Below are 21,844 nucleotides of genomic sequence, written 5' to 3'. Positions count from 1 at the left end.
TGGTGTTCTTGTAGAGAATCAATCCGCCGCTAGCGGCCAGCGGTCCAGCACATGGCCGGGATGCTCACGTAGGAACCGCCGCCGGACCTCGACGTACCGGGTCGGCGTGAGCCCGGTGAACGCCCGGAACTCGTGGCCGAAATGCGCCTGGTCGAAGTAACCCGCGCCGCTGGCGAGCTCGGCCCAGTCGACCGGTCCGGCCGGGTCGATCGCGAACACGGTGGCGGCGAAGCGGTACGTGCGGGCCAGCCGCTTCGGCGTGACGCCGACGAGCTCCTTGAACCGCCGCGCCAGATGGGTGCTGCTGACACCGGCCGCCGTGCCCAGGTCGCCGATCGCGACCGCCCCCCGGGTCGCCGTGATGACGCCGCTCGTGTGGCGGACCAGTCCCAGACCGGCGGTCGCGCGCAGCCGTCGCGTCAGCTCCTCCTCAAGCAGCGTCAGCATCTGCTGCGGCGTGTCCGCCGCAGCCAGCCGGTCTCGCAGCTCGGCGACGGCGGCCCGACCCCACACCTGTTCGATCGTCACCGGCCGGTCACACAGCTCGGCGGCCGGCATCGGCAGGAACGGGGCCAGCCCCCACGGTTTGACGTGCACGCCAACCGACCGGGTCCGGACCGGGTAGCTGAAGTCGTACGCGCGGGTGGGCGTGGTGACCACGCAGCCGTCGGCGTATTCGGCCGTCTCGATGTCGGTGCCGGCGCGGATGCGAAACGGTGCCCCGAGGTTGACGATGAGCAACGCCGCCGGCGTCGGCAGCAGCGTCAACCGGGCGTACGGCGGCGTACCTTCCAGGTAGTAGAGGTCGTCGATTAGCCCGTCCAGCGGTGGTCGCGGCACTCTCGACACGTACTCCATGCCCACAGCATCACCGACGCCCCCACAGTTCAACGTCGGCCACACCGCACTGACCCAAAATGGAAGCAGCGCCTGGTCCGGTGGCGTGATGTCCGCCAGCAGCGGCGAGTTCGGCCTCGATCAGATCAGCGGCCCGGTCGGCGCCGCCCGCCGACCGGGCCTGCCGCTTCAGGTCGGCGCTACGGGCCGCCACGTCGGGGTCCGCTGTGAGGGCGAGCAGCGTCCCACGTAGCTCCGCCGCGGTGACGGTGGCCGAGTCGACGATCCGGGCGACGCCCAGGCTGGCCAGCTGCTCGGCGTTCGCGAACTGGTCGGCCGCCTGCGGTACGGCGATCATCGGGGTCCCGCAGTAGAGGCCTTCGCTGCTGCCGCCCATGCCGGCGTGAGTGACGAAGCCGTCGGCCTGCTCCAGTACGGCGAGCTGCGGCACCCACGGGTGGACCTCGACGCTGTCCGGAACAGGACCGAGCTCGGCGGGGTCGACGTGGCTGCCGATCTGCAGCACGGTGTGCCAGCCGGGCAGGTCACCGAAGGCGGCGACGCACCGGCGGTAGAACTCGGCCTGCCGGGTGAAGGCGGAGCCGAGGGAGACCAGCAGTACGTTGTCGACGCCGTCCGGTCGGACCCAGGTCCCCTGGTGGGAGCGGTCACCCAGGACCGGGCCGACGAAACTGTAGACGGACCGGTCCACCCGGTCGGCGTGCGGCTGGAGCGCCTCCGGGGGCAGCACGAGGCTGCGCATCGGCCGGCCCTGGAACGCCATGCTGTCGGTGACCGACGAACCCTCCGAGGCCAGCCACTGCTCGAACCGCCGGTAGTAGTCGGCGCCGCGCGGATCGGCCCGCATCGCCTCGACGACCGACGCCATCTCCTGTTCGTAGCCGTCCCAGGCCACGAACGTCGACGACAGCTGGACGGCCGGAATGCCCCACTGCTCGCCGAGCAGCCGGGCCGGTGCGCCGGCGATGTCGTAGAGGAACAGGTCCGGCCGGTCGTCGGCGTAGGCGGCCCGCAGTTGCGGCAGCATGGCGATGGCGTCGTCGAGGAAGAGCGTGAGCTGCTCGATCGGGTCCTCGGTCCCGGATCCACCGTCGCCGGGCAGCGTCGTTTCGTACGGCTTCAGCTCGGCACCGGTGCGCTCGATGACGTCGGCGAAGGCGGGGTCGTTGGCGTAGGTGACCCGGTGGCCGCGCTGCACGAGGGTACGGATGATCTCCAGGCTCGGGTTGACGTGGCCGTGGAACGGGATGCTGACCATGGCGATGTGCGGCACGGGGACCTCCGGAGCTTGGAGACGAGACGTTTCGTCTCGTCAACAGCGAAGCATGGTGTCCCGAGCGCGTCAAGACGAGACGTACCGTCTCGCAGTAGGCTGTCGTGGTGACCCCACAGCCCGCCCGTCGCAGCGAGCAGTCCCGCCGCGCGATCCTCGCCGCCGCCCTGGCGCTACTGACCGAGCAGGGCTACCCCGCCGTCACCGTCGAGGCCATCGCCGCCCGGGCCGGGGTCGGCAAGCAGACCATCTACCGCTGGTGGCGCGGCAAGGGGGCGGTCATCCTGGACGCGCTCGCCGACAACCTGCCGGAGGTCCTCGCCCTGCCCGACACCGGCGACCTGCGGGCCGACCTGCGTCAGGTGCTCCGGGCCACCGTCGCCGAGTTCGCCGATCCACGACTGTCCGCCACCACCCGCGCCATCACCATCGAGACACTCGCCGACGAGGAACTGGCCGACCAGGCGCGCGACCGGCTGCTCCGCCCCCAACTGGACATGGTCCGCACTCGGCTGGAGGCCGCCCGCGACGCCGGCCAGGTCCGCCCCGACGCCCCCCTGGACCAGGTCGTGGAGCTGTTGTTCGGCCCGCTCTACCATCGTTGGCTGCTGCGCACCGGCCCGCTGACCGACGAGTACGCCGACAGCATCGTCGACCTCGTCGTCGCCGCCGTCACCCCCGCCGGTGCCTCCACCGGCACCGCTGCCAGCACCCGCTGAGGAGCACGCAATGACCGAGCCGTACGACACCGGGGTGCTCGACGTCGGCGACGGCCACCAGCTCTACTGGGAGGTCTGCGGCAACCCCGACGGCGTACCCGTCGTCGTGTTGCACGGCGGGCCGGGCAGCGGATGCACGCCCCGGCACCGCCGGACGCTCGACCCCGAACGGTTCCGGCTCGTAGTGTTCGACCAGCGCAACTGCGGACGCAGCACCCCGTCGGCCGCCGACCCCGCCACCGATCTGAGCACCAACACCACCGCCCACCTCGTCGCCGACATCGAACGGCTGCGTGAGCACCTCGGCATCGACCGCTGGGTCGTGTACGGCGACTCCTGGGGCGCGACGCTGGCCCTGGCGTACGCGACGAACCACCCCGACCGGGTACGCGGCATGATCCTCGTCGCGGTCACCATGACCCGCCGCTGCGAGGTCGACTGGCTGTACCGGGGTGCCGGCCGCTTCTTCCCCGAAGCGTGGCAGCGGTTCATCGCCCACGCCGGCCTGCCCGGCTACCGGCTGCCGACCGACACCGAGCCGCCGATCGAGCCGGTGCTGCTGCGCTACGGCCAAGTGCTCGCCCACCCCGACCCGGCGGTACGCCAGCGGGCCGCCGACGAGTGGTGCGCCTGGGAGGACGCGCTGATCTCCGAGGAGCACAACGGCAACCCGGGCGCGTACTCCGACCGGGAGCTGCGGCAGCGGCTCACGATGACCCGGATCTGCGCGCACTACTTCGGCAACGGCGCGTTCCTCGCCGACGGCGAAATCCTGCGCAACGTGCCGAGACTGGCCGGGATCCCGGGGGTGCTGATCCACGGGCGCACCGATGTCAGCGGTCCGGCGATCACCCCGTGGGAGATCGCGCAGGTCTGGCCCGACGCGCGGCTGCACATCATCGGCGACGCCGGCCACACCGGCACCGCCACGATGCGGCGCGTCCTGGCCGACGCCGCCGACACGATGGCCCGCACGCGGCCATGCCACATCGCGCTCGATCTCGATGGTCGGACGGGGCGGTTCAGTGAATGACGTTCCAGACCTCGGGCCCCTGCCGCAGCGCATCACCGTCGACGCGGAGCAGGTACGTCAGCTCATCACCGACCAGTTTCCGCACCTGGCGAACCTCCCGATTGAGCCTGTGGCCAACGGCGGCTGGGACAACTGGACCTTCCACCTCGGCCCCGACCTGCTGGTACGGCTGCCCAGCGCCGCCGAGTACGCCCTGGCGGTCGACAAGGAACATCGGTGGCTGCCGGACCTCGCCGCTCGGCTGCCGCTGCCCGTTCCCACCCCAATGGCGAAGGGCGAGCCAACTGCGGGCTATCCGTACCCGTGGTCGATCTACCGGTGGCTCGACGGCGAGTCGGCGAGGGCGGACCGCATCGCCGACCCGACGCGATTCGCGAACGACCTGGCCGAGTTCCTGGCAGCCTTGCAGGGCGTCGACGCCGCTGGCGGCCCGCAGCCGGGTCTCCACAACTGGTTCCGGGGCGGCACCCTACGCACGTACGACCAGGAGGTTGAGCACGCGCTCGCCGAGTTGGGCGACCACGTCGACGCTGAACTGGTGCGCGAGGTCTGGGCAGCGGCGATCGACGCCCGCTGGGACGGTGTCGACCGTTGGTTCCACGGAGACATCGCCCCGGGAAACCTCCTCCTTGTTGACGGACAGTTGGCGGCCGTCATCGACTTCGGCACCTGCGGCGTCGGCGACCCGGCCTGCGACCTGGCGATTGCCTGGACCTTGCTGACCAGCGACAGCCGGCACGCATTCCGCGCGCGGCTGGCGGTGGATGACGCGACGTGGGCACGCGGACGAGGCTGGGCACTCTGGAAAACCCTCGCCAGCTGCTCCAATGCCTCGGCAGATCCCGAGAAGGCAGAAGAACTCGCGAACGCGCACCGTATCCTCGCCGGAATCTGCTCCGAATTCACGGCCAACGTTGTCACCGAGACTCGCCCGTGACGGCGGCCGACGCCTGGCCCCGGCGCTCTCGCCCAGCCGACCAGTGGCGCAGGTCCTCAGTTCGGTAGCCGGGCCACCATCCGGCCGGTGACGTCGTCGAGGCGCCACGGTCCATCGTGCCGCGAATCAAATGCGCCGTCTCGGTGGTCGCCGAGCAGGAACACCTGGCCGGCGGGCACGGTCACCGGCGTGCATTCGGTGTAGGTGCCGGCCGGCAGGTACGGCTCGTCCAGCGCGGCACCGTTGCGGTACACCAGGCCGTCGCGGCAGGTCAGCTCGTCGCCGGGTAGGCCGATCACCCGCATGGTCCGGGCCCGGTCGACCGGGTCGAGCACGACGACGTCGCCGACGTCCACGCCGGTGACCCGGTACGCCACCCGGTCGACCAGCATCCGCTGCCCCGCATCGATCGTCGGCGACATCGACCACGACGGTACGTACACGACGGTCAGCACCCACTGTTGTGCCACGGCGGCGAGCAATGCCACGACGAGCACGCCGGCCGTGGCGCGCCGTACCGCCCAGCGCAGAACTGCCCGAGCGGCCCGTCGAACGGGGTTGTGGCCGGCGGCCGTCGGGGTCAGCGGCGGGGCCGGCTTGGAGCTGGGCATCGTCAAGCCTCCTGGATGGTCGGGCGGGGCGCGGGCGCGGCGTGGCCGGTGGCGCGGCGGCGGGACTGGGCGTTGGCGGCTTCGTTGTGCTGGGCTTCAGCCAGCCGGGTCCGCGCGAGAGCCGCGCCGTCGGTGGTGAGCCGGTACACGTGCCGGGGTGGCCGGCCAGGGCTGGCTGGTTCCCGCCACTGCGCCTCCAGCAGGTGCTGCTCGGTCAGGCGCATCAGGATCGGATAGAGCGACCCGCTGGCCAGGCCGGTTTCCTTACTGAGCTGGTAGCCGTAGCGCCAGTCGTCGGGCGCGGCCAGGAAGCAGGCGAAGATCCGCAGGGTCTGCGGTGAGCTGTTCGGTCGGCGCGGCATGGCCAAACTCTACATATATCGACTAAGCAGGTCCAGCCCTGTCCCGCGTGGATCTTCCGCCGGTCGACGGCAACGACGCCAAGCCGATCGGGACGGCTCATCACCCGTCATCGAGGGACCCATGACCGGCGCCGCTCGGCCGCTGCCGATTTCTCCCGATCGCATCGTGGCCGGAACATACGCGGTGATGGCGGCGATCAGTGACCTGTCGACTATCCCGCCCGCCTGCTCGACTAAACGGATGGCCGGCGTTTTCGACGCATTCCGCGATTTTTGGGTGACCGTCACCCTGCATGTGGATCCGGTCGAGATCGGCGGTTTTCCGACCAGGCCGGCGGTTGTCCGTTCCGGCGTCTATCTCGCCTTTCGCTCCGACCTTGCGCCTCTGCTGTGCCTGGTCGCGGCCCAGGATCCCGGCAGGTCGGTCCCGCATGAAGGCGTTGACCAGGCAAGGGACGGGGCGACGGAGGGACGCCTCGTCACGAGGACGTGCTGCGCGGCTATGAGAGTCTCCCCGGCGGGCTGCCGTCGATGGCGACCGGTTGCTAGGTATTGACATCGATCGCGCATCGCGGCAGGCTTTGCGAAACCGCCTGATGGCAGTCGATATTCCTCCTCAGCGATGGTGGAAATGCGTAGAGATTCGATGCGTGTCGCCCTGCTCACCACCACTCAACACGGCCACCTGAATCCGTACATTCCCGTGGTCAATGCGCTTCAGTCCGCCGGCAGTGACGTCGCGTTGCTGCTGTTGTCGGCCGACGGTGGCGTGCTCGACGAGCAGCGCGGCCAGGCCCTGGGCAAGGCGGAGGTGCACGCGGTCGGGCAGGTCGAGATGGCACCGTGGAGCGACGATCCGGCGAAGATCGGCCCGATGCTGCAGTTGTCGCCGGTGGCCGAGCAGACAGCCGACGTACTGCGCGCGACGGCACCGGATTTCGTGCTCGTCGACTCGCTGCCGGTCACCGCGTCGGCCATGGTCGGCACACATGCGTCCGGCGTGCCGTACGGGATGATCTGGGCCAATCTGGGTGGGGTGTGCCCCGCTGCCCATCGGCGCGGTCGCTGGCTGTACGACGAACAAGTCGGTAACTATCTGACCAGGCACGGGGTGATGTGGTCGATGCGTACCCATTCGGCGCGTTCACCGATTCTCAATCTGATGCCGACGATCCCCGCCCTGGTCGGCGACGACGCGGTCACCGACGACGGGGTGCAGCTGGTCGGCCTGCCCGGTGCGGCGGGCGCCCGCGGCGACGAGGTCACCTTCCCCCGCCTGGACCGGATCGACCCCGACCGTCCGCTGGTGTACGTCTCCTTCGGCACGATCTTCTACCGACGGCCGGACCTGCTGCGTACGGTGATCACCGGAGCGGCGGCGACCGGGGCGCAGGTGATCGCGTCGGTCGGCGACCTCACCGAGGAGCTGGCGCTGCCCGACGACGTGCTCACCGCCCCGTACCTGCCGCAACGCGAGGTGCTCGAACGCGCCGACGTGTTCATCACCCACGGCGGATACAACTCGGTGGCGGAGTCGATCCGTGCGCAGACCCCGATGCTGGTGATCCCGCTGGCCGTTGACCAGCCCATCCAGGCGTACTTCGTGGACAGCGCGGGCTTCGGCACGGCGTTGGAGCCGGCGGGCGTCACCGAGCAGGCGGTCACTGACGCGGTCACTGATCTGCTCGACCCCGCCCGGGACTACCGGGCCCGGCTGCGCGCGGCGCGGCCGCAGTGCGGCGACTCCGCCGCGCGCACCGCCGAGCTGGTCATCGGCACGATCGAGACGCTTCAACGGGAGGGGCAACGGTGACGATCGAACTGCAGCGGCCGGTGGTCGACCCGATCGTGGTGGACGATCTCGAACGGCTCTCGTTCCAGGTGGACCGTCGCGCCTACACCGACGACGACCTGGCAGCGCAGGAGACGACCAGGATCTTCGATCGCTGCTGGTTGTACGTCGGGCACGAGTCGGAGGTGCCCGGGCCGGGCTCGTACGTGGCACGCGACGTCGGCGGGCGCCCAGTCGTGATGACACGCGGCTCCGACGGAGTGGTCCGGGTGTTCGCGAACAGCTGCACCCACCGCGGGGCGCTGATCTGCTCACAGCCGGCCGGGCAGGCCCGGTCGTTCCGGTGTCCTTACCACGACTGGACGTTCTCCACTCAGGGCGACCTGGTCGGCGTGCCGATCCCGGACGGGTACGGGCCAGGTTTCCGTAAGGCGGACTTCGGCCTGGCGCGGCACCGCAGCGACAGTTACCGGGGTTTCGTGTTCGTCACCTTCAACCCGGAGCAGCCGCGCACCCTGACCGAGTACCTGGCGGGTGCCACGGAGTACCTCGACCTGATCGACGACCAGTCGGAGGTCGGGATGGAGGTGATCCAGGGTGCGCAGCTGCACGGCGCCCGGGCCAACTGGAAGCTGATGATGGAGAACAGCGTCGACATCTACCACTTCCGGGCCCTGCACAAGCGGTACGTCAGCTACATGGAGTCGCTGGGGTCGGTGCCACCGCGACGCCGGGGCGGCTTCGGCCGCGCCCTCGGGCTGGGGCACGGGGCCAACGAGCTGCCACCGGCGGCGGCCCGCCCGCTCGCCTACTGGACGCCGATGTTCGGCGCCGAGGTGCGGCCCCGGATCGAGGCGACGGCCGCCCGGTTCGTCGACCGGTTCGGTGCGCAACGCGCCGAACGGATCACCGGCACCAACCGCGCGTTGCTGATCTTCCCCAACCTCATGATCATCGACGCGATCGCGATCACCATCCGCAAGATCGACCCGGTCGGCGCGGACCAGATGGCGATCACCTCGGTCGCCCTGGCCCCCCGAGACGAGGACCCCGACATCCGGGAACTGCGCAAGAGCCACTATCTGACGTTCCTCGGTCCCGCCGGCTTCGCCACCCCCGACGACATCGAGATCATCGAGTCGTGCCAGCGGGGGTACCTCAACCGCGCGGTCCGCTACTCGGACCTGTCGCGCGGCATGAACAAGGCGGTCCCGGAGACCACCGACGAGCTTCCCGCCCGCGAGTTCTGGCGGCAGTGGGACCGGCTGATGCAAGGGGCGTGACGACGATGATCACCGAGCTGACGGTCGACGACGAGGCCCAGGTGCGGCTGTGGCACCGGGTGAGCCAGTTCCTCTTCCGGGAGGCGCGGCTGCTCGACGAGTGGCGGCTGCGCCAGTGGTACGACGAGATACTGACCGCCGACATCCGCTACTCGGTGCCGGCCACCGACGTGCGGGGCGACACGGCCGACGCGCTCGGGCTCATCGACGACGACGCCGCCCGGCTGCGCCAGCGCATCGAACAGCTACTCAACGGCGAGGTGTGGTGCGAGAACCCCCGGTCGCGGACCAACCGGATGATCACAAACGTGGAGATCCTGGCCGACCGGGGCACCCACCTCGACGTGGCGGCGAACGTCGTCGTGCACCGGTTCGGGCACGGACGCTCCGACGCGTACGTCGGCAAGTACCGGTTCGAACTCGTCGTCGACGGCGGGATGTTCCGGGTCCGCCGCCGGCTCGTCGTGCTCGACCACGAGACGCTGTACGAGCACGGCAAGCTCAGCATCATCCTGTGACCGGCCAGTGACGGCGGCCACCCCGGGCGGCGCCCCACCCGTCGCCGCCTTCGGGCCGCCGGGTCTGCCCCGCGAGGTGTACGTCCTCAGCGTCGTCGGTGGCTGCGTCATGCTGGGCCTGGGACTGGTGCTGCCGGTGCTCCCGGTGTACGCGGCGACGTTCGGGGCCGGGCCCGCCCAGATCGGCGCGCTCGTCGCCCTGTTCGCGTTGATGCGGCTGGCCACCAGCCCGTTCTGCGGCCGGCTCGCAGCTTGGTTCGGCGAACGGCGGGTCCTGGTCGCCGGCCTGCTGCTGTGCGCGGTCTGCTCGGCCCTGGCGGCGTTCGCCGGATCGTACGGGCAGCTGCTCGTGTTCCGCGGCCTCGGCGGCGTCGGCTCGGTGCTGTTCTCGGTGTCCGCGCTGGCGACACTGCTGGCGGTCGCCCCCGCCGACCAGCGGGGCCGGGCCAGCGCCGTGTTCGAGGCCGGCTTCCTGCTCGGCGGCATCTGCGGGCCCGCGCTCGGCGGGCTGCTCGCGCTCATCGCCCTGTCCGCGCCGTTCCTGGTGTACGCCGCGCTGCTGCTGGCCGCCACGGTGCTGACCCTGGCGGTGCTGCGGACCGACGCGCGCCACGGCACGGACCCGGGCCGTGCCGCAGTCCGGCTGCCGGTCCTGCTGCGGGACCGGCGCTACCTGGTGGCCTGTACGGCGGCGCTGGCGCAGGGCTGGGTCCTTTTCGGACTACGCAGCGCGCTGGTGCCCACGGTGGTCGTCGCGTGGGGACACGACGTGGCCTGGGTCGGGTGGGCGTTCACCATCTCCGCCGTCGTCCAGGCGTTGCTGATCGTCCCGGCCGGCCGGGTCGTCGACCGGGCCGGGCGGCGCCCCGCCATGATCGCCGGCACCGGGGTGGCCGCGACGGCGATCACCGCCCTGGTGTTCGTGGACACCTACCCCTGGCTCGTCGTCGGACTCTGCGCGTACGCGGCGGGATCAGCTCTGCTCAACGCCGCGCCGGCCGCGCTGATCGGTGACGTCGTCGCCGGCCGGGCCGGCAGCGGCGTCGCCGTCTTCTCGATGTGCACCGACGTCGGCGCCGTCGTCGGCCCGGTCGTCGTCGGGCTCGTCGCCGAGCAGGCGGGCGCTGCGGCCGCCTTCGGCAGCGGCGCCGCGCTGCTGGTCGTCGCCTTCGCGGCGGCGTGGACGTTGACCACGGTTCGACCGACGACCGCTGTCCCACCGACCCGAAGGAGTTGATCACATGGACCGGCCGGCTGCCCGACGTGACCGGGGCGAGGCCATGTTCCAGCAGGTCTTCGGCCGCGAACCGCGCCCCGGTTCCTACCCGGAGTTCCTGCAGATCACCGTCGACCACCTGTTCGGCGAGATCTGGACCCGCCCGCACCTGAGCGTCGAGGAACGCGAACTGGTCGCGTTGACCGCGGTCACGCTGGCGCGCACCGACTGGGAGCTGCGCGGCCACATCGGTGCCGCCATGCACCTCGGGATGTCGCGGGAGAAAATCGTCGAAGTCATTATTCAGCTCGCCTACTACGGTGGCTGGCCGGTCGCCAACAACGGGTTGCGCGTCGCCCAGGAGGTCTTCGCCGAGCTGGACGGCGTCACCGGGAAGGACCCGGACGATGACCAGTGAACCGTCCGCACTCGACCCGGCCGAGAAGGTCGACCTGTGGCGCCAACGGTTCTTCGAGGCCCAGGCGGCCGCAGAGGAGTTCATCCTGGGAGAACACGGCGAGGAAGGCCTGGCCGCGTGGATCCAGGCAAACTCGCGCATCACCGCGGAACTGCTGCGGGCGCAACGGCCCGCCGGAGTGTCCGCCACCGACCACTTCATGACCCGGCTGCAGCGTCAACTGTTGCTGTACGACTCGGCGGTGACCCGCGAGCCACAACCCTCGGGCACCGTCCTGCGCAACGCCGACTGCGGGATCCTTCGGTACCGCAGACGGGCCGCCCGCGCCGGCGTCGTGCTGACGTTCTCGTCGCCGTGCCCGTACTGCCAGAAACTCAACACGGCGATCGCCGCCCGCTACGTGGAACCGGACGTCACGGTGTCGTGCGACCAGGCCGGCGACGGGTGCACCTGGCGCGCGGAGTCCGCTCACCCGCCGGAAGGCGACGACGCGGCCGGGTCGCCGCAGCGGGGCCGGACCGGCGGTTGAACCACCGGCAACGCCGTCCGCGCGTCCGCCGGTGACCGGCTGACGTCGAGTGTCATGGCGAGCTGCCGGCCCACCGCCACACACAGGTCGACCGCCGCGGTACGGGTCAGGTCCTGATGCTCGCCCTGGGCGACGCACGCCGACGCCACGTTCCTGTTCCGTAGCCGCAGGTACCACGGGAACAACGAACCCAGCGCGGGCTCGGTCAGCATCGTGCGCGAATGCACGATCGTCCCCACCAGCAGGTTGCCGAACGGGCGCTGCCCGGCGTTCATGAAACTCTTCAACCGCTCCTGGAAGATCTTCAACACCGCCGGTACGTTGCCCGCGTACACGGGCATGGCGAGCAGCATCGCCTGCGCGCCCTCGGCCAGGTCGACGACCTGCGCGAAGTCGTCGTCGAGTGTGCACCGACCCACCTCGGGGTCCAGGCAGGTGTCCTCGCCCTCGCACATCGCGATGCGATGGTCGATCAACCGGATCCGCTGGATCCGCGCGTCGCTGACCTCCCGGACGACACCGCTGATCGCCGCCTCGAGCAGCGCGTCGGTCAGCGACGGCAGACGCTTCTGTGTGCAGGACAACGCGATGATCTTCACCCGAGGGGCCTCCCCTGTCCGCTCAGCGCCACGGTGGACCGGCCACCTGACCATGCGTACGTGGCCGCTCACCGAGACAGCCCCAACCTACCGGGCCGCCTGCCCGCTTGGGTCAGGGCGCAAACCTCGGCCAGGTGGAGAAGCAGTGGCGAATCTCGTTGACCTGTGTCGCGGTCAGCCCATAGATCTCGCGGAAGACGGCGTCGTCCATCCGGTCCAGCCGCTGCATGGCATCGGTGAAGTCCTCCTCGGTCAGACCAGAATCCGCCTGCCGGGCGAGCTGGATCAGCCGATTTCTGGAGTAGCGGGCTAGGGCGGCGGCAGTATCGATGTAATCGCGAGGGGCAGCCCGGGTAGCGAGTGCCACCACCTTTGAGGCAACCACGTCATCAAGGTGCAGCACCGGCCCGATCTGCATCATGACCGGCTGGTGGTGCCGGTCGAACCGCACCATCTGCAGCCGCACCGTCTGGTCCCCGCGACGCACCTCGCACTCGACGAGATCATGCTCGAAACCGTCGAAGACGTCGCCGAGGTCGGCTGAATCCGTGACCGCCTCGACGTGCAGTCCAGCACGACTCAGGGTCGACATCACCAGGTCGGCAGCCGCGGTGACCCCACCGGACTGGTCCGTGAACAGGTCGACGTCTTCGGTCGGCCGGTCCACCACGCCGTATGCGATCAGCGCGTGTCCGCCTGCTAACGCGAAGCCGTGTCGCTGGGCCACGGCGAGCGCCAGCCGTGCCACCTCGGCCTGGAACTCCTCTGATGTCACGCGGCGGCGGGCTGGTGGGCGCTGCGCAGCTGCGGGTGCCGTTGCTCCCAGGCCTGTCTGACGCCACGTGGAACCCACAGGTCCGGCCAGAGCCGGACCAGCGTCGGGCCGTGCAGCCAGGTGACCAGCTCGACCGGGGTGACCGCCTCGACCAGGACGGTTTCGTACATCCACCGCAGCAGTGCGGGGTTGTCGAGGTTGACCCGGCGGTCGGGCTGCCAGTGCAGCCGATGCGGCAACTCGACGACGCCACTGACTGGTCCGCGCAGCTGCGCGAGGTCAGCAACGACTGCCGCGCGACGACCCGGCCGAGCCAGGTACGGCACGATGCCACCCTCGGCTTCGCTGCGTCTCACGTCATACAGGGTAGCGGGCGATCCCGTCGCGAGCTGGCCCTACGGTGTCGACGCGGCGGGCCTGAGCCGGTTGTCGGCTACGCCGAACCAGCGGGGCAGGTGGTGGAGCAGATCCTGCTGGTCGTCGCCGACCCAGGCCACATGGCCGTCGGGACGCAGCAGGACGGCGGCTACGTCCAGGTCGTCGCTGGCGTCGACGACGTGGTCGACCCGGTCCACCCAGCCGGTGACCGACAACCGGCCGGTCTGGTCGAGCAGCAGTCCACGGCCGCCACGCGTCAGCTCGTACAGGCGGCGGCCGCCGGTCAGCGCTACGTCGCGCAGCCGCCGGCCGAGCAGGTCGTGGGCTGAGCCGCCACCGCCGTCGCCGTCCTCGCCGCCGACGTCGTAGCGGATCCCGATGGCGGTGACCTTCTCGATCAGGCGGCGGTTGACCTCCTCGATGTCCATCAGCTCGGCGAGCAGCCGGCGCACCGCCTGCGGGCCCGGCTCGGTGGACAGCAGTTCCATCTGCGCCCGGGTGTTGTCCAGCACGGCGGCCGCCACCGGGCGCCGTTCGGTGTGGTAGCTGTCGAGCAGCCCGCCGGGCGCCCAGCCGGCGACCTCGGCCGCGAGTTTCCAGCCGAGGTTGAGCGCGTCCTGGATGCCGAGGTTGAGGCCCTGGCCGCCGAGTGGCGGATGGATGTGCGCGGCGTCGCCGGCCAGCAGGACCCGGCCGACCCGGTAGCGCTGCGCAAGCCGGGTGGCGTCACCGAACCGGGACAGCCAGCGCGGTGAGTGCACGCCGAAGTCGGTGCCGGCGGTCACCCGCAGTTGCCGGGCGAACTCCTCGATGGTCGGTGCGACGCTACGGTCGGCGGCCACCCCTGCGGCGGGCACCACCAGCCGGTACACGCCGTCGCCCAGCGGCGCGGCCCCGAACCGCTTCTCGGTGACGCGGACCTCGGCGACCACGGCGGCGACGGTCTCCGGCGCTACGGCCACCGTCATCTCGCCCAGCAGGGTGTCGACCCGGGTCGGTTCGCCGGGAAAGGCGACGCCGAGCAGGTTGCGCACCGTGCTGCGGCCGCCGTCGCAGCCGACCAGGTAGCGCGAACGCAGCCGGGTCCCGTCGGCCAGTTCCGCGGTCACCTGACCGTCGTCTTGGCGCAGGCCGACCAGTTCGCAGCCGCGCCGGATCTCGGCACCGAGTTCGGTGGCGCGTTCGGTCAGCAGGCGGTCGGTGACGGGTTGCGGGATGGCGAGCACGTACCCGTGCGCGGTGTCCAGCCGGTCCGGCGCGGGTTTGTCGATGCCGGCGAAGCCGCCGAACGGATACCGCTGGCCGTACGCGAGGAACCGGTCCAGCAGGCCACGCTGGTCCATGATCTCGATGCTGCGCACATGCAGGCCGCCCGCGCGGACGTGGCTGGTCGGCTCCGTGTCCTTTTCCACGACGAGTACGGACACGCCGTGCAGCCGTAACTCGCTGGCCAGCATCACACCGGTCGGCCCACTGCCGGCAATGATGACGTCGAACATTCGGTTCCCCCATTTCTGCGATCAGCCATCCGGGCAGCGTCGATCAGCGGACACACGTACGTGAATCCGCGCGTTTTCGCAGCTGACGGCTTCGGTCGCACATTCTGCGCCGCGACCCGGGTCTTGCCGCAAGGCCCCCTATGCGATATACGTTGAATACGGCGAGGAACGGTTGCTTCCTTGCCGTATTCAGTCGGCCTCGCGTGTCGTACGGAGGGCTACGGTCGGCCGTCGAGGAACATCCGCAGTCGGGTCAGGGTCTGCTTGTCGTCGCCGGGCAGGTGCCCGTTGACCGCGCGGCACACCCAGCCCAGGCGCGATGCCACCCGGGTCGCGGCCACCAGGTCGCCGGTGAACCGTTCGGCGTACGGCGCCAGGTAGGCGTCCCGGAACGGCGAGGTGTCGACCGAGTCCCGCACGTCGTCGAGCCCCCACGCCAGCCCACCGTCGAGGGTGACCGACAGGGTGAGGAACGGGTGCGACACGCAGGCGTCGCCCCAGTCCATGATGAGGTGGCGGCCGTCGCGGACGAAGACCTGCGCGTCGTGCAGGTCGTCGTGCTGCAGCAGCTCCGGCAGCCCGTACTGCGCGAGCTCGGCGCACAGGTCGGCCACCATCGGTGCCGCGTCGCGGAACCGTCGCTCGGCGCCGACGACGTCGATGATCCGTGCGTACGCCTGCGGCAGGGTGGCCAGCCGCCGGTCGGGCACGCCGAGGGCGAGCAGGTCGTCGACGTCGTCGGCCAGGTCGAGCTGCACCGCGGCGAGCCGGCCGTCGATCCAGTCCCGCACCCAGGCCAACCACTGCGGATCCCGCCACCGTCTGTCATCCACGGCCGGTGATGCTAGTCAGCCGTCGACGTCGGCCGACACTCGTTCTAGCCGGCCGGGCCAGCCGGCAATGTGGGATCAGTCGTGGTCGGGGGTTCCGGTCAGGTAATGGTCGGCGGCGTACAGGGCCTCGGTGACCAGGCGGCGGACGTGGCCGCCGCGTGCCCGGTAGAGCACCCGGCGGCCGTCACGGCGGCTGGCGACCAGGCCGGCGAGCAGCAGTTTCGCCAGGTGCTGCGACACGGCGGGCCTCGCGGCGCCGACCGCCGCCGCGAGGGTGCCGACGTCGTGTTCGCCGTCGCGCAGCTGCCACAGCAGGCGTAGCCGGGTCGGGTCGGCCAGCATCTTCAACGCGGTCACCGCCGTGTCGACCTGCGCGCCGGTCGGTTGCTGCTGCCCATCCGTGGCACCTGCAGCGTTGTCGCGTGCGTACATGAGCACGTATTCTGCCATCGCCATGGACCACGACCACCACCGTCACGACCACCACCCGCACGGTCACCGGCATCCGGTGCGGCGGGCCTGGTGGCGACGGGCGCTGCACCGGCTCACCCCGCACACCCACGACACCGCCGCCAAGGTCGACGACTCCCTCGAAGCGTCCCGCGACGGACTCCGCGCCCTGTGGATCTCCCTGGCGGTCCTCGCCGCCACCGCCGCCGCCCAGGCGGTCATCGTCGCCGCCTCCGGCTCGGTTGCGCTGCTCGGCGACACCCTGCACAACGTCACCGACGCGCTGACCGCCGTACCCCTGGCGATCGCGTTCCTGATCGGCCGGCGCGCCGCCACCCGCGCCTACACGTACGGGTTCGGCCGCGCCGAGGACCTCGCCGGCGTCGTCATCGTGGTCGTCATCGCCGGCTCGGCGATCGCCGCAGGCTGGACCGCCGTCGACCGGCTGATCCACCCGACGTCGATGACCCACGTGCCGTGGGTGGCCGCCGCCGGGGTCGTCGGCTTCGCCGGCAACGAGATCGTCGCCCGCTACCGGATCCGGGTCGGCCGGCGCATCGGCTCGGCCGCGCTGGTCGCCGACGGGCTGCACGCCCGTACCGACGGATTCACCTCACTGGCCGTCGTCGCCGCAGCCGGGGGCGCGGCGGCCGGCTGGCAGTGGGCCGACCCGCTGGTCGGCCTCGCGATCACCGTCGCGATCGGGTACGTGCTGCGTGACGCCGCCCGCGAGGTGTACCGGCGGCTGATGGACGCCGTCGACCCGGCCCTGGTCGACATCGCCGAAACGACCCTGCGCGCGGTGCCCGGCGTCCGCGACGTGACAGCGGTACGGCTGCGCTGGATCGGCCACCGGCTGCACGCCGAAGCCGACCTCGTCGTCGACGCCGACCTGAGCCTGCTCGCCGCGCACGAGGTGGCCGCCGACGCCGAACACCAGCTCACCCACGCCGTACCCCGGCTGGTGTCGGCGACCGTGCACACCGACCCGGCCGGGCACGCCGGGGCGCACCACCACGTCACGTTGTCGCACCGCCGCCGGGCCGCGACGCTGCGGTAGAAGCTGTCAGCCGGTCACCTTGGCGACGAACGCGGCGACGGCGGCCCGGGTCCGGGCGGTCTTTTCTTGCAGGGTCAGTGATTCCGGCAGCCTGGCGCCCGGCCCCGGGTCCTTCCTGCCGCGCACGTACAGCGAGCAGGCGAGGTCGCCGCACAGGTAGGTGCCGACCGAGTTGCCCTGCTGGCCGGCCCGGCCCGCCTTCGGCGCGACCATGAACGACACCCCGGCCTGCGGCGCGGTCAGGCAGATCGAGCACATGGAGCGCCGCAGGTGGCGGGCGGCCGGATCGGGGCAGCGCAACGCGACCGCCGCCGGACGGCCCGCCAGCTCGGTGACCAGGTAGGCACGGGCCGGCGACTGCGGGTCGCGCCAGCCGAGGAAGTCCAGGTCGTCCCACGGCCGGCCGGCGAGGTCACGCGGCACGTACAGGCGTTTCGTCTCCCCCTTGTGCAGTTGACGAACGCGGCGCGGATCTCCTGCTCGGTCAGTGGTGTCATACCGGCCAGGCTAGTTGCCTAAAGGTATTAGGCAAACGCATAATCAGTGTCGGTTCGATGGAGGAGGCGATACGGATGGCGCGGGCCGGACTGAACGCGCAGCGGTTGACCACGGCCGGCGCGGAGCTGGCCGACGAGATCGGCTTCGACCAGGTGACCGTCTCCGCGCTGGCCCGCCGCGTCGGCGTCGCCGTGGCCAGCCTGTACGCGCACGTCCGCGGCTCCGACGACCTGAGGACCCGGATCGCCCTGCTCGCCCTGGCCGAGCTCGCCGACCGGGCCGCCGACGCCGTCGCCGGCCGGTCCGGCAGGGACGCGCTGGCCGGGCTCGCCGACGCCTACCGCGACTACGCCCGCGAGCACCCCGGCCGCTACGCCGCCGCCCGGCTGCGGCTCGACCCGGCCACCGCCGCAGCCAGCGCCGGCGGCCGGCACACCCGGCTGCTGCGCGCCGTGCTGCACGGCTACCGGATGCCCGAACAGGAACAGACCCACGCGGTACGGCTGATCGGCGCCACCATCCACGGCTACCTCGACCTGGCGGCCGCCGGCGGGTTCAGCCACAGCGACCCAGACCCGCAGGACAGCTGGCCCCGCATCCTGGACGCACTCGACGCGTCGCTGCGCCACTGGCCCGGCGCGCCGACGGATGTCGATGTGTAGGCAACCGCCTGGTGTATTAGCAACCCGGCTGACACGAGGATCGATCCATCCAGATCGGACGAATCGATTCCCGCAGGAGGACGCATGATCGTGCCACCCCTGTCGATCCGCCGGATCGGCGCGGCGTTCGCGGCCGGCACCGTACTGGTCGGTGGTCTGCTGGCGAGTCCGGCGGCCGCTGCCGCCGGGCCCGCCCCCGAGCTCGGCGGTGAGGCCGCCCTGGCGCTGGCCGACCGGCTGGGTGACCGGTCCGCCGGGGCGTACCGGGACGAGGTCACGGGTGACCTGGTGGTGACCGTGACCGATGAGACGGCCGCCCGGGTGGTCCGGGCCGCGGGTCGGGTGCCCCGGACCGTCGACGGAGTCGCCAACGCCGGCACCACGGTGGCCAGCAGCTTCCCCGGCAACGACTACGGCATGGTCCGCTGGGACAACCCCAACGCCAACCGGCCCGGCGCGGTCAACATGTACAACGGCAGCACCCGTGACATCAGTCGGGCCGGCAACCCGTACGTCGGGCAGGCGGTCGGTGCCAGCGGCAGTACCACCGGGCTGACCCGGGGGTCGGTGAACGCTGTGAACGTCACGGCGAACTACTCGGCCGGCGCGGTGAACGGGCTATTCCGGACCAACCTGTGCACCGCCGGTGGTGACAGCGGCGGCGCGGTGTTCGCCCACAACACAGCCCTGGGCCTGCACTCCGGCGGAGTTGTCGGCGCGTGCATCTCCTTCCACCAGCCGGTGACCGAGGTGCTCGCGGCGTACAACGCCCGGGTGTACTGACCGGCACCGGTGACGGGCCCGGCCCGTCGGATCAGCCGGTCAGGTTGAACCGACGGGCCCAACCGGTCAGATCGGCGACGGTGACGTTGCCGCCGCAGACCACCAGGCCGAGCCGGACGTCCGGGCCAACCTGGTCGACCACCCGGCGCGCGGCCGGCAGCAGACACCCGGCCGCCGGCTCTGCCCACACCTTGGCGTGCTCGGCCAGGTCCAGGCTGCCGCGCACCGCCTCCGCGTCCGACACCACCAGCACGTCGCTGACCAGCTCGGTGACGTGGTCGTAGGTCAGCTGCGACACCGTCGGCGCGCTCAACGTCGACACGATCGACGACAGTTCCACCGGCACGGGGCCGCCGTGCCCGCAGGCCTGCGCCATCGCCGACGCGCCGTCGGTCTCCACCCCCCAGACACGGACGCCGGGCCGGCGGGCGCGCAGCGCGGCCGCCACCCCGGAGATCAACGCGCCGCCGCCGACGCTGACCAGCACGTCCGTCGGTGCCGTCCGGTCGTCGGCGAACGCGTCAGCGGCGAACTCCAGACCGACGGTGCCCTGCCCGGCGACCACCACGGGGTCGTCAAAGGGATGCACCATGGCCAGCCCTTCGGCCCGCAACCGCGACGTCAGGTCGAACGCCTCGTCCATGGTGTCGACCACCCGCACCGTCGCCCCGGCGGCGGTGGCGACCTCCACCGCCCGCTCCGGCGCGGAACGCGGCATCACCACCGTCGCCTTCACGTCCAGGGCCTGCGCCATCACCGCCACCGCGATGCCGTGGTTGCCGCCGCTGACCGCCACCACGCCGGCCGCCCGCTGCCCGTCGTCGAGGGTCAGCAGCTTCGCCGCCGCGCCCCGCGCCTTGAACGACCCGGTACGCTGCAGCAGCTCCAGCTTCGCCGTCACCGGTACGCCGAGCAGCCCGGACAGGCCGGGGCTGGGCACCGTCGGCGTCCGCACCACATGGTCGGCGATCCGCCGCGCCGCCGCCTCGATCTGCGCGACGTCAATGATCATCATGCCCTCCGGGTGCACTGGTCAGCAGCGCTACCAGTATGCCCACCGGTACGGCGACCCGTTCACCCGCGCCGGGCCACCTCGTTCAGCACCACGGCGGCGGTCAACAGCGCCGTCGAGCCGAGCAACGGGACATGCCCGGCCAGGCGGGACCGGATGTCACCACCGTCGTCCGCCTCCCGGCGACGCCGTTGCGGCGTCGACAACGCCCCCCACAGCACCACAGCGATCGAGGTGGCGCCCAGCCCCATGACCACCAGCGCGGTCCACCGCTGTCCCATGTTCAACTGCCGCGCGACGGCGAACACGGTGAGTCCGACCGCGACGGCCACGACCACGGCCGCCCCGGCGGCGAACAACGAGTCCCGGTCCGGTCGCGCCATGTCGCCATTGTGGCAGGTCCACTCGCCACGGCCCGGGGAGGCGGCACCGGTCAGCGTCGGGCACGTGGCCGGAAGTCGCCCACAAATGGGCAATGGCACGGTGTGCAGCGCCGCCGCCAGCGGCGATGATGATCGCCGTCCTGACCGGACATCTCACGTTCACCAGATCGCAGGAGGACTGTGTGAGGGATCTATCCACGCCGATCAGACAGATCGGCTCCGCGCTGGCCGCCACCGCCGTACTGGTCGGTGGTCTGCTGGCGAGTCCGGCGGCCGCTGCCGCCGGGCCCGCCCCCGAACTCGGCGGTGAGGCCGCCCTGGCGCTGGCCGACCGGCTGGGTGACCGGTCCGCCGGGGCGTACCGGGACGAGGTCACCGGTGACCTGGTGGTGACCGTGACCGATGAGACGGCCGCCCGGGTGGTGCGCGCCGCGGGTGGGGTGGCCCGGACCGTCGAGCGTGGTGCCGATGATCTGGCCCGGGTCACTGGTGCCCTGTCGCGGTCGGCGGCTGTGCCGGGGAGCAGTTGGTACGCCGACCCGGTCAGCAACCAGGTCGTGGTGTCCGTCGACGCGACCGTCACCGGTACCCGGCTGGCGCTGGTCGAGGCGGTCACGGCCCGCTTCGGCGACGCGGTCCGCGTCGAACGCGTCGCCGGCACGGTGGAGACCACCGCCGCCGGCGGCGACCCGGTCTACTCCAACGGCCGCTGCTCGCTCGGGTTCAACGTGTACGACAGCGCCGGCCGGCCGGGATTCCTCACCGCCGGGCACTGCACCGAGTCGCGTACGCAGTGGATGGTCGACGGGGTCACCAACGCCGGCACCACGGTCGCCAGTAGCTTCCCCGGTGACGACTTCGGCCTGGTCCGCTGGGTCGACACCACCGTCAACCGGCCCGGGGCGGTCAATCTGTACGACGGGACGCTGCGGGACATCACCGGCGCCGGGAACCCGTATGTGGGGCAGACGGTCAGCAAGAGCGGCAGTACCACCGGGGTCACCACCGGCCCGGTCGTCGCAATCAACGTCACCGTCAACTACTCGGCGGGTCCGGTGACCGGGCTGTTCCAGACCAGCCTGTGCGCGGACAAGGGCGACAGCGGCGGCGCGGTGTTCGCCGGCAGCACCGCACTGGGTCTGCACTCGGGCAGCAACCGGGCCGAGTGCCGGGCCTACCACCAGCCGGTGGCCGAGGCGCTGTCGGCGTACGGGGTCAACGTCTACTGACCGTGGCCTGGGGGGAGGGGGGAAGGAGAGACAAACCCCCCACGACCCCGTTACCACAACCACCCACACCCCATAAGGCGGCGGCACAACCCCCAACAGCTTCTAATTCCCCCCACTCCTCTTTCCCCAGTTTT

The 21,844-nt window shown here is 71.3% G+C and carries 27 protein-coding genes; 14 read left to right on the top strand and 13 right to left on the bottom strand.

The genetic code is table 11. The annotated features are described in order from the left end of the window. Window positions 1-18: 18 nt before the first annotated feature. Together ACXAHD_RS06830 and ACXAHD_RS06825 are read right to left on the bottom strand one after the other, a co-directional pair. Window positions 19-858 carry an AraC family transcriptional regulator gene (locus tag ACXAHD_RS06830; protein ID WP_289212840.1) on the bottom strand — a complete coding sequence of 280 codons (840 nt, stop codon included), beginning with the start codon at window positions 856-858 and terminating at the stop codon, window positions 19-21. A 10-nt stretch (window positions 859-868) separates the two neighbouring features. Next, window positions 869-2,116: a macrolide family glycosyltransferase gene (locus ACXAHD_RS06825; RefSeq protein WP_475049242.1), complete on the bottom strand. Its 1,248-nt coding sequence runs from the start codon at window positions 2,114-2,116 to the stop codon at window positions 869-871. Between the two features lie 122 nt (window positions 2,117-2,238). On the opposite strand from ACXAHD_RS06825, the gene ACXAHD_RS06820 reads away from it, so the two are divergent. From ACXAHD_RS06820 to ACXAHD_RS06810, 3 genes are read left to right on the top strand one after another with little or no spacing between them, the layout of a single operon-like run. Next, complete coding sequence (locus ACXAHD_RS06820; protein WP_281554881.1) at window positions 2,239-2,850, top strand: TetR/AcrR family transcriptional regulator; 612 nt, start codon at window positions 2,239-2,241, stop codon at window positions 2,848-2,850. Between the two features lie 10 nt (window positions 2,851-2,860). Then, entirely contained in the window at window positions 2,861-3,883 is a 1,023-nt protein-coding gene (pip, locus tag ACXAHD_RS06815; RefSeq protein WP_281554880.1) for a prolyl aminopeptidase, read from the top strand. After that, on the top strand, window positions 3,855-4,820 hold the full coding sequence (locus tag ACXAHD_RS06810) for an aminoglycoside phosphotransferase family protein (RefSeq protein WP_281554879.1): 966 nt from the start codon (window positions 3,855-3,857) through the stop codon (window positions 4,818-4,820). The genes pip and ACXAHD_RS06810 overlap by 29 nt, the downstream gene beginning before the upstream one ends. A gap of 56 nt (window positions 4,821-4,876) precedes the next feature. Here the strand turns inward: ACXAHD_RS06810 and lepB are convergent, their stop codons facing one another. Then, window positions 4,877-5,431 (bottom strand): signal peptidase I, encoded by a 555-nt coding sequence (gene lepB, locus ACXAHD_RS06805; protein ID WP_281554878.1) that lies wholly within the window; start codon window positions 5,429-5,431, stop codon window positions 4,877-4,879. Window positions 5,432-5,433: 2 nt separating this feature from the next. Next, on the bottom strand, window positions 5,434-5,793 hold the full coding sequence (locus tag ACXAHD_RS06800) for a PadR family transcriptional regulator (protein WP_281554877.1): 360 nt from the start codon (window positions 5,791-5,793) through the stop codon (window positions 5,434-5,436). Between the two features lie 121 nt (window positions 5,794-5,914). Between ACXAHD_RS06800 and ACXAHD_RS06795 the strand changes: the two genes are divergently transcribed. The 7 genes from ACXAHD_RS06795 to ACXAHD_RS06765 all read left to right on the top strand — a co-directional run bounded on the left by ACXAHD_RS06795 (window position 5,915) and on the right by ACXAHD_RS06765 (window position 11,549). Then, window positions 5,915-6,349, top strand: coding sequence for a hypothetical protein (locus tag ACXAHD_RS06795; RefSeq protein ID WP_281554876.1), 435 nt, complete (start codon window positions 5,915-5,917; stop codon window positions 6,347-6,349). A 90-nt stretch (window positions 6,350-6,439) separates the two neighbouring features. Continuing rightward, window positions 6,440-7,606 (top strand): glycosyltransferase, encoded by a 1,167-nt coding sequence (locus ACXAHD_RS06790; RefSeq protein ID WP_281554875.1) that lies wholly within the window; start codon window positions 6,440-6,442, stop codon window positions 7,604-7,606. Continuing rightward, complete coding sequence (locus ACXAHD_RS06785; RefSeq protein WP_289212839.1) at window positions 7,603-8,868, top strand: aromatic ring-hydroxylating oxygenase subunit alpha; 1,266 nt, start codon at window positions 7,603-7,605, stop codon at window positions 8,866-8,868. Before ACXAHD_RS06790 ends, ACXAHD_RS06785 begins: the two co-directional genes overlap by 4 nt. A 5-nt stretch (window positions 8,869-8,873) precedes the next feature. Next, entirely contained in the window at window positions 8,874-9,386 is a 513-nt protein-coding gene (locus ACXAHD_RS06780) for an aromatic-ring-hydroxylating dioxygenase subunit beta (protein ID WP_281555586.1), read from the top strand. 7 nt (window positions 9,387-9,393) lie between these two features. Beyond that, window positions 9,394-10,623 (top strand): MFS transporter, encoded by a 1,230-nt coding sequence (locus tag ACXAHD_RS06775; protein WP_281554873.1) that lies wholly within the window; start codon window positions 9,394-9,396, stop codon window positions 10,621-10,623. A 4-nt stretch (window positions 10,624-10,627) separates the two neighbouring features. Further along, window positions 10,628-11,020 (top strand): carboxymuconolactone decarboxylase family protein, encoded by a 393-nt coding sequence (locus ACXAHD_RS06770; RefSeq protein WP_281554872.1) that lies wholly within the window; start codon window positions 10,628-10,630, stop codon window positions 11,018-11,020. Then, window positions 11,010-11,549, top strand: coding sequence for a hypothetical protein (locus ACXAHD_RS06765; RefSeq protein ID WP_281554871.1), 540 nt, complete (start codon window positions 11,010-11,012; stop codon window positions 11,547-11,549). The genes ACXAHD_RS06770 and ACXAHD_RS06765 overlap by 11 nt, the downstream gene beginning before the upstream one ends. Here ACXAHD_RS06765 and ACXAHD_RS06760 read toward each other — a convergent pair. The 6 genes from ACXAHD_RS06760 to ACXAHD_RS06735 all read right to left on the bottom strand — a co-directional run bounded on the left by ACXAHD_RS06760 (window position 11,489) and on the right by ACXAHD_RS06735 (window position 16,065). Next, a complete protein-coding gene (locus tag ACXAHD_RS06760) occupies window positions 11,489-12,148 on the bottom strand; it encodes a flavodoxin family protein (RefSeq protein WP_281554870.1) in 660 nt (219 codons plus the stop codon). The two genes, ACXAHD_RS06765 and ACXAHD_RS06760, sit on opposite strands and share 61 nt — an antisense overlap. Before the next feature lie 112 nt (window positions 12,149-12,260). After that, a complete protein-coding gene (locus ACXAHD_RS06755) occupies window positions 12,261-12,923 on the bottom strand; it encodes a nucleotidyl transferase AbiEii/AbiGii toxin family protein (RefSeq protein ID WP_281554869.1) in 663 nt (220 codons plus the stop codon). Continuing rightward, a complete protein-coding gene (locus tag ACXAHD_RS06750) occupies window positions 12,920-13,279 on the bottom strand; it encodes a hypothetical protein (RefSeq protein WP_281554868.1) in 360 nt (119 codons plus the stop codon). Before ACXAHD_RS06750 ends, ACXAHD_RS06755 begins: the two co-directional genes overlap by 4 nt. A 39-nt stretch (window positions 13,280-13,318) precedes the next feature. After that, window positions 13,319-14,800 (bottom strand): rifampin monooxygenase, encoded by a 1,482-nt coding sequence (rox, locus tag ACXAHD_RS06745; protein WP_281554867.1) that lies wholly within the window; start codon window positions 14,798-14,800, stop codon window positions 13,319-13,321. A gap of 218 nt (window positions 14,801-15,018) precedes the next feature. Next, window positions 15,019-15,633, bottom strand: a complete 615-nt coding sequence (locus tag ACXAHD_RS06740; protein ID WP_289212838.1) for a hypothetical protein — start codon at window positions 15,631-15,633, stop codon at window positions 15,019-15,021. Window positions 15,634-15,708: 75 nt separating this feature from the next. Continuing rightward, window positions 15,709-16,065: an ArsR/SmtB family transcription factor gene (locus ACXAHD_RS06735; RefSeq protein ID WP_289212837.1), complete on the bottom strand. Its 357-nt coding sequence runs from the start codon at window positions 16,063-16,065 to the stop codon at window positions 15,709-15,711. On the opposite strand from ACXAHD_RS06735, the gene ACXAHD_RS06730 reads away from it, so the two are divergent. Further along, window positions 16,064-17,143, top strand: a complete 1,080-nt coding sequence (locus ACXAHD_RS06730) for a cation diffusion facilitator family transporter (RefSeq protein WP_289212836.1) — start codon at window positions 16,064-16,066, stop codon at window positions 17,141-17,143. The two genes, ACXAHD_RS06735 and ACXAHD_RS06730, sit on opposite strands and share 2 nt — an antisense overlap. A gap of 6 nt (window positions 17,144-17,149) precedes the next feature. Here the strand turns inward: ACXAHD_RS06730 and ACXAHD_RS06725 are convergent, their stop codons facing one another. Then, a complete protein-coding gene (locus ACXAHD_RS06725; protein ID WP_289212835.1) occupies window positions 17,150-17,566 on the bottom strand; it encodes an FBP domain-containing protein in 417 nt (138 codons plus the stop codon). A gap of 131 nt (window positions 17,567-17,697) precedes the next feature. Here ACXAHD_RS06725 and ACXAHD_RS06720 point away from each other — a divergent pair, with 131 nt between their 5' ends. Continuing rightward, the gene (locus tag ACXAHD_RS06720; protein WP_289212834.1) at window positions 17,698-18,303 is read left to right on the top strand and encodes a TetR/AcrR family transcriptional regulator; all 606 of its coding nucleotides are present in this window, start codon (window positions 17,698-17,700) and stop codon (window positions 18,301-18,303) included. 84 nt (window positions 18,304-18,387) lie between these two features. Beyond that, entirely contained in the window at window positions 18,388-19,086 is a 699-nt protein-coding gene (locus ACXAHD_RS06715) for a S1 family peptidase (protein WP_289212833.1), read from the top strand. A 31-nt stretch (window positions 19,087-19,117) separates the two neighbouring features. Here ACXAHD_RS06715 and ACXAHD_RS06710 read toward each other — a convergent pair whose 3' ends face one another. Then, complete coding sequence (locus tag ACXAHD_RS06710; RefSeq protein ID WP_289212832.1) at window positions 19,118-20,101, bottom strand: threonine/serine dehydratase; 984 nt, start codon at window positions 20,099-20,101, stop codon at window positions 19,118-19,120. A gap of 59 nt (window positions 20,102-20,160) precedes the next feature. Beyond that, complete coding sequence (locus tag ACXAHD_RS06705) at window positions 20,161-20,481, bottom strand: hypothetical protein (protein ID WP_289212831.1); 321 nt, start codon at window positions 20,479-20,481, stop codon at window positions 20,161-20,163. Between the two features lie 182 nt (window positions 20,482-20,663). Between ACXAHD_RS06705 and ACXAHD_RS06700 the strand changes: the two genes are divergently transcribed. Next, window positions 20,664-21,710: a S1 family peptidase gene (locus ACXAHD_RS06700; RefSeq protein WP_475049197.1), complete on the top strand. Its 1,047-nt coding sequence runs from the start codon at window positions 20,664-20,666 to the stop codon at window positions 21,708-21,710. The last annotated feature ends 134 nt before the right edge of the window (window positions 21,711-21,844 follow it).

It is taken from the genome of Micromonospora sp. ABR4_055, assembly GCF_056160425.1.
This window is presented reverse-complemented; position numbering and strand designations above follow the sequence as displayed.

Bases quoted from the DNA above. Each gene is read 5' to 3' on its own strand.
- ACXAHD_RS06705 (WP_289212831.1), bottom strand. From the start codon at position 20,481: ATGGCGCGACCGGACCGGGACTCGTTGTTCGCCGCCGGGGCGGCCGTG.
- ACXAHD_RS06720 (WP_289212834.1), top strand. From the start codon at position 17,698: ATGGAGGAGGCGATACGGATGGCGCGGGCCGGACTGAACGCGCAGCGG.
- ACXAHD_RS06765 (WP_281554871.1), top strand. From the start codon at position 11,010: ATGACCAGTGAACCGTCCGCACTCGACCCGGCCGAGAAGGTCGACCTG.
- ACXAHD_RS06735 (WP_289212837.1), bottom strand. From the start codon at position 16,065: ATGTACGCACGCGACAACGCTGCAGGTGCCACGGATGGGCAGCAGCAA.
- ACXAHD_RS06710 (WP_289212832.1), bottom strand. From the start codon at position 20,101: ATGATGATCATTGACGTCGCGCAGATCGAGGCGGCGGCGCGGCGGATC.
- ACXAHD_RS06830 (WP_289212840.1), bottom strand. From the start codon at position 858: ATGGAGTACGTGTCGAGAGTGCCGCGACCACCGCTGGACGGGCTAATC.
- ACXAHD_RS06795 (WP_281554876.1), top strand. From the start codon at position 5,915: ATGACCGGCGCCGCTCGGCCGCTGCCGATTTCTCCCGATCGCATCGTG.
- ACXAHD_RS06770 (WP_281554872.1), top strand. From the start codon at position 10,628: ATGGACCGGCCGGCTGCCCGACGTGACCGGGGCGAGGCCATGTTCCAG.
- pip (WP_281554880.1), top strand. From the start codon at position 2,861: ATGACCGAGCCGTACGACACCGGGGTGCTCGACGTCGGCGACGGCCAC.
- rox (WP_281554867.1), bottom strand. From the start codon at position 14,800: ATGTTCGACGTCATCATTGCCGGCAGTGGGCCGACCGGTGTGATGCTG.
- lepB (WP_281554878.1), bottom strand. From the start codon at position 5,431: ATGCCCAGCTCCAAGCCGGCCCCGCCGCTGACCCCGACGGCCGCCGGC.
- ACXAHD_RS06780 (WP_281555586.1), top strand. From the start codon at position 8,874: ATGATCACCGAGCTGACGGTCGACGACGAGGCCCAGGTGCGGCTGTGG.
- ACXAHD_RS06810 (WP_281554879.1), top strand. From the start codon at position 3,855: ATGGTCGGACGGGGCGGTTCAGTGAATGACGTTCCAGACCTCGGGCCC.
- ACXAHD_RS06790 (WP_281554875.1), top strand. From the start codon at position 6,440: ATGCGTGTCGCCCTGCTCACCACCACTCAACACGGCCACCTGAATCCG.
- ACXAHD_RS06715 (WP_289212833.1), top strand. From the start codon at position 18,388: ATGATCGTGCCACCCCTGTCGATCCGCCGGATCGGCGCGGCGTTCGCG.
- ACXAHD_RS06730 (WP_289212836.1), top strand. From the start codon at position 16,064: ATGAGCACGTATTCTGCCATCGCCATGGACCACGACCACCACCGTCAC.
- ACXAHD_RS06800 (WP_281554877.1), bottom strand. From the start codon at position 5,793: ATGCCGCGCCGACCGAACAGCTCACCGCAGACCCTGCGGATCTTCGCC.
- ACXAHD_RS06825 (WP_475049242.1), bottom strand. From the start codon at position 2,116: ATGGTCAGCATCCCGTTCCACGGCCACGTCAACCCGAGCCTGGAGATC.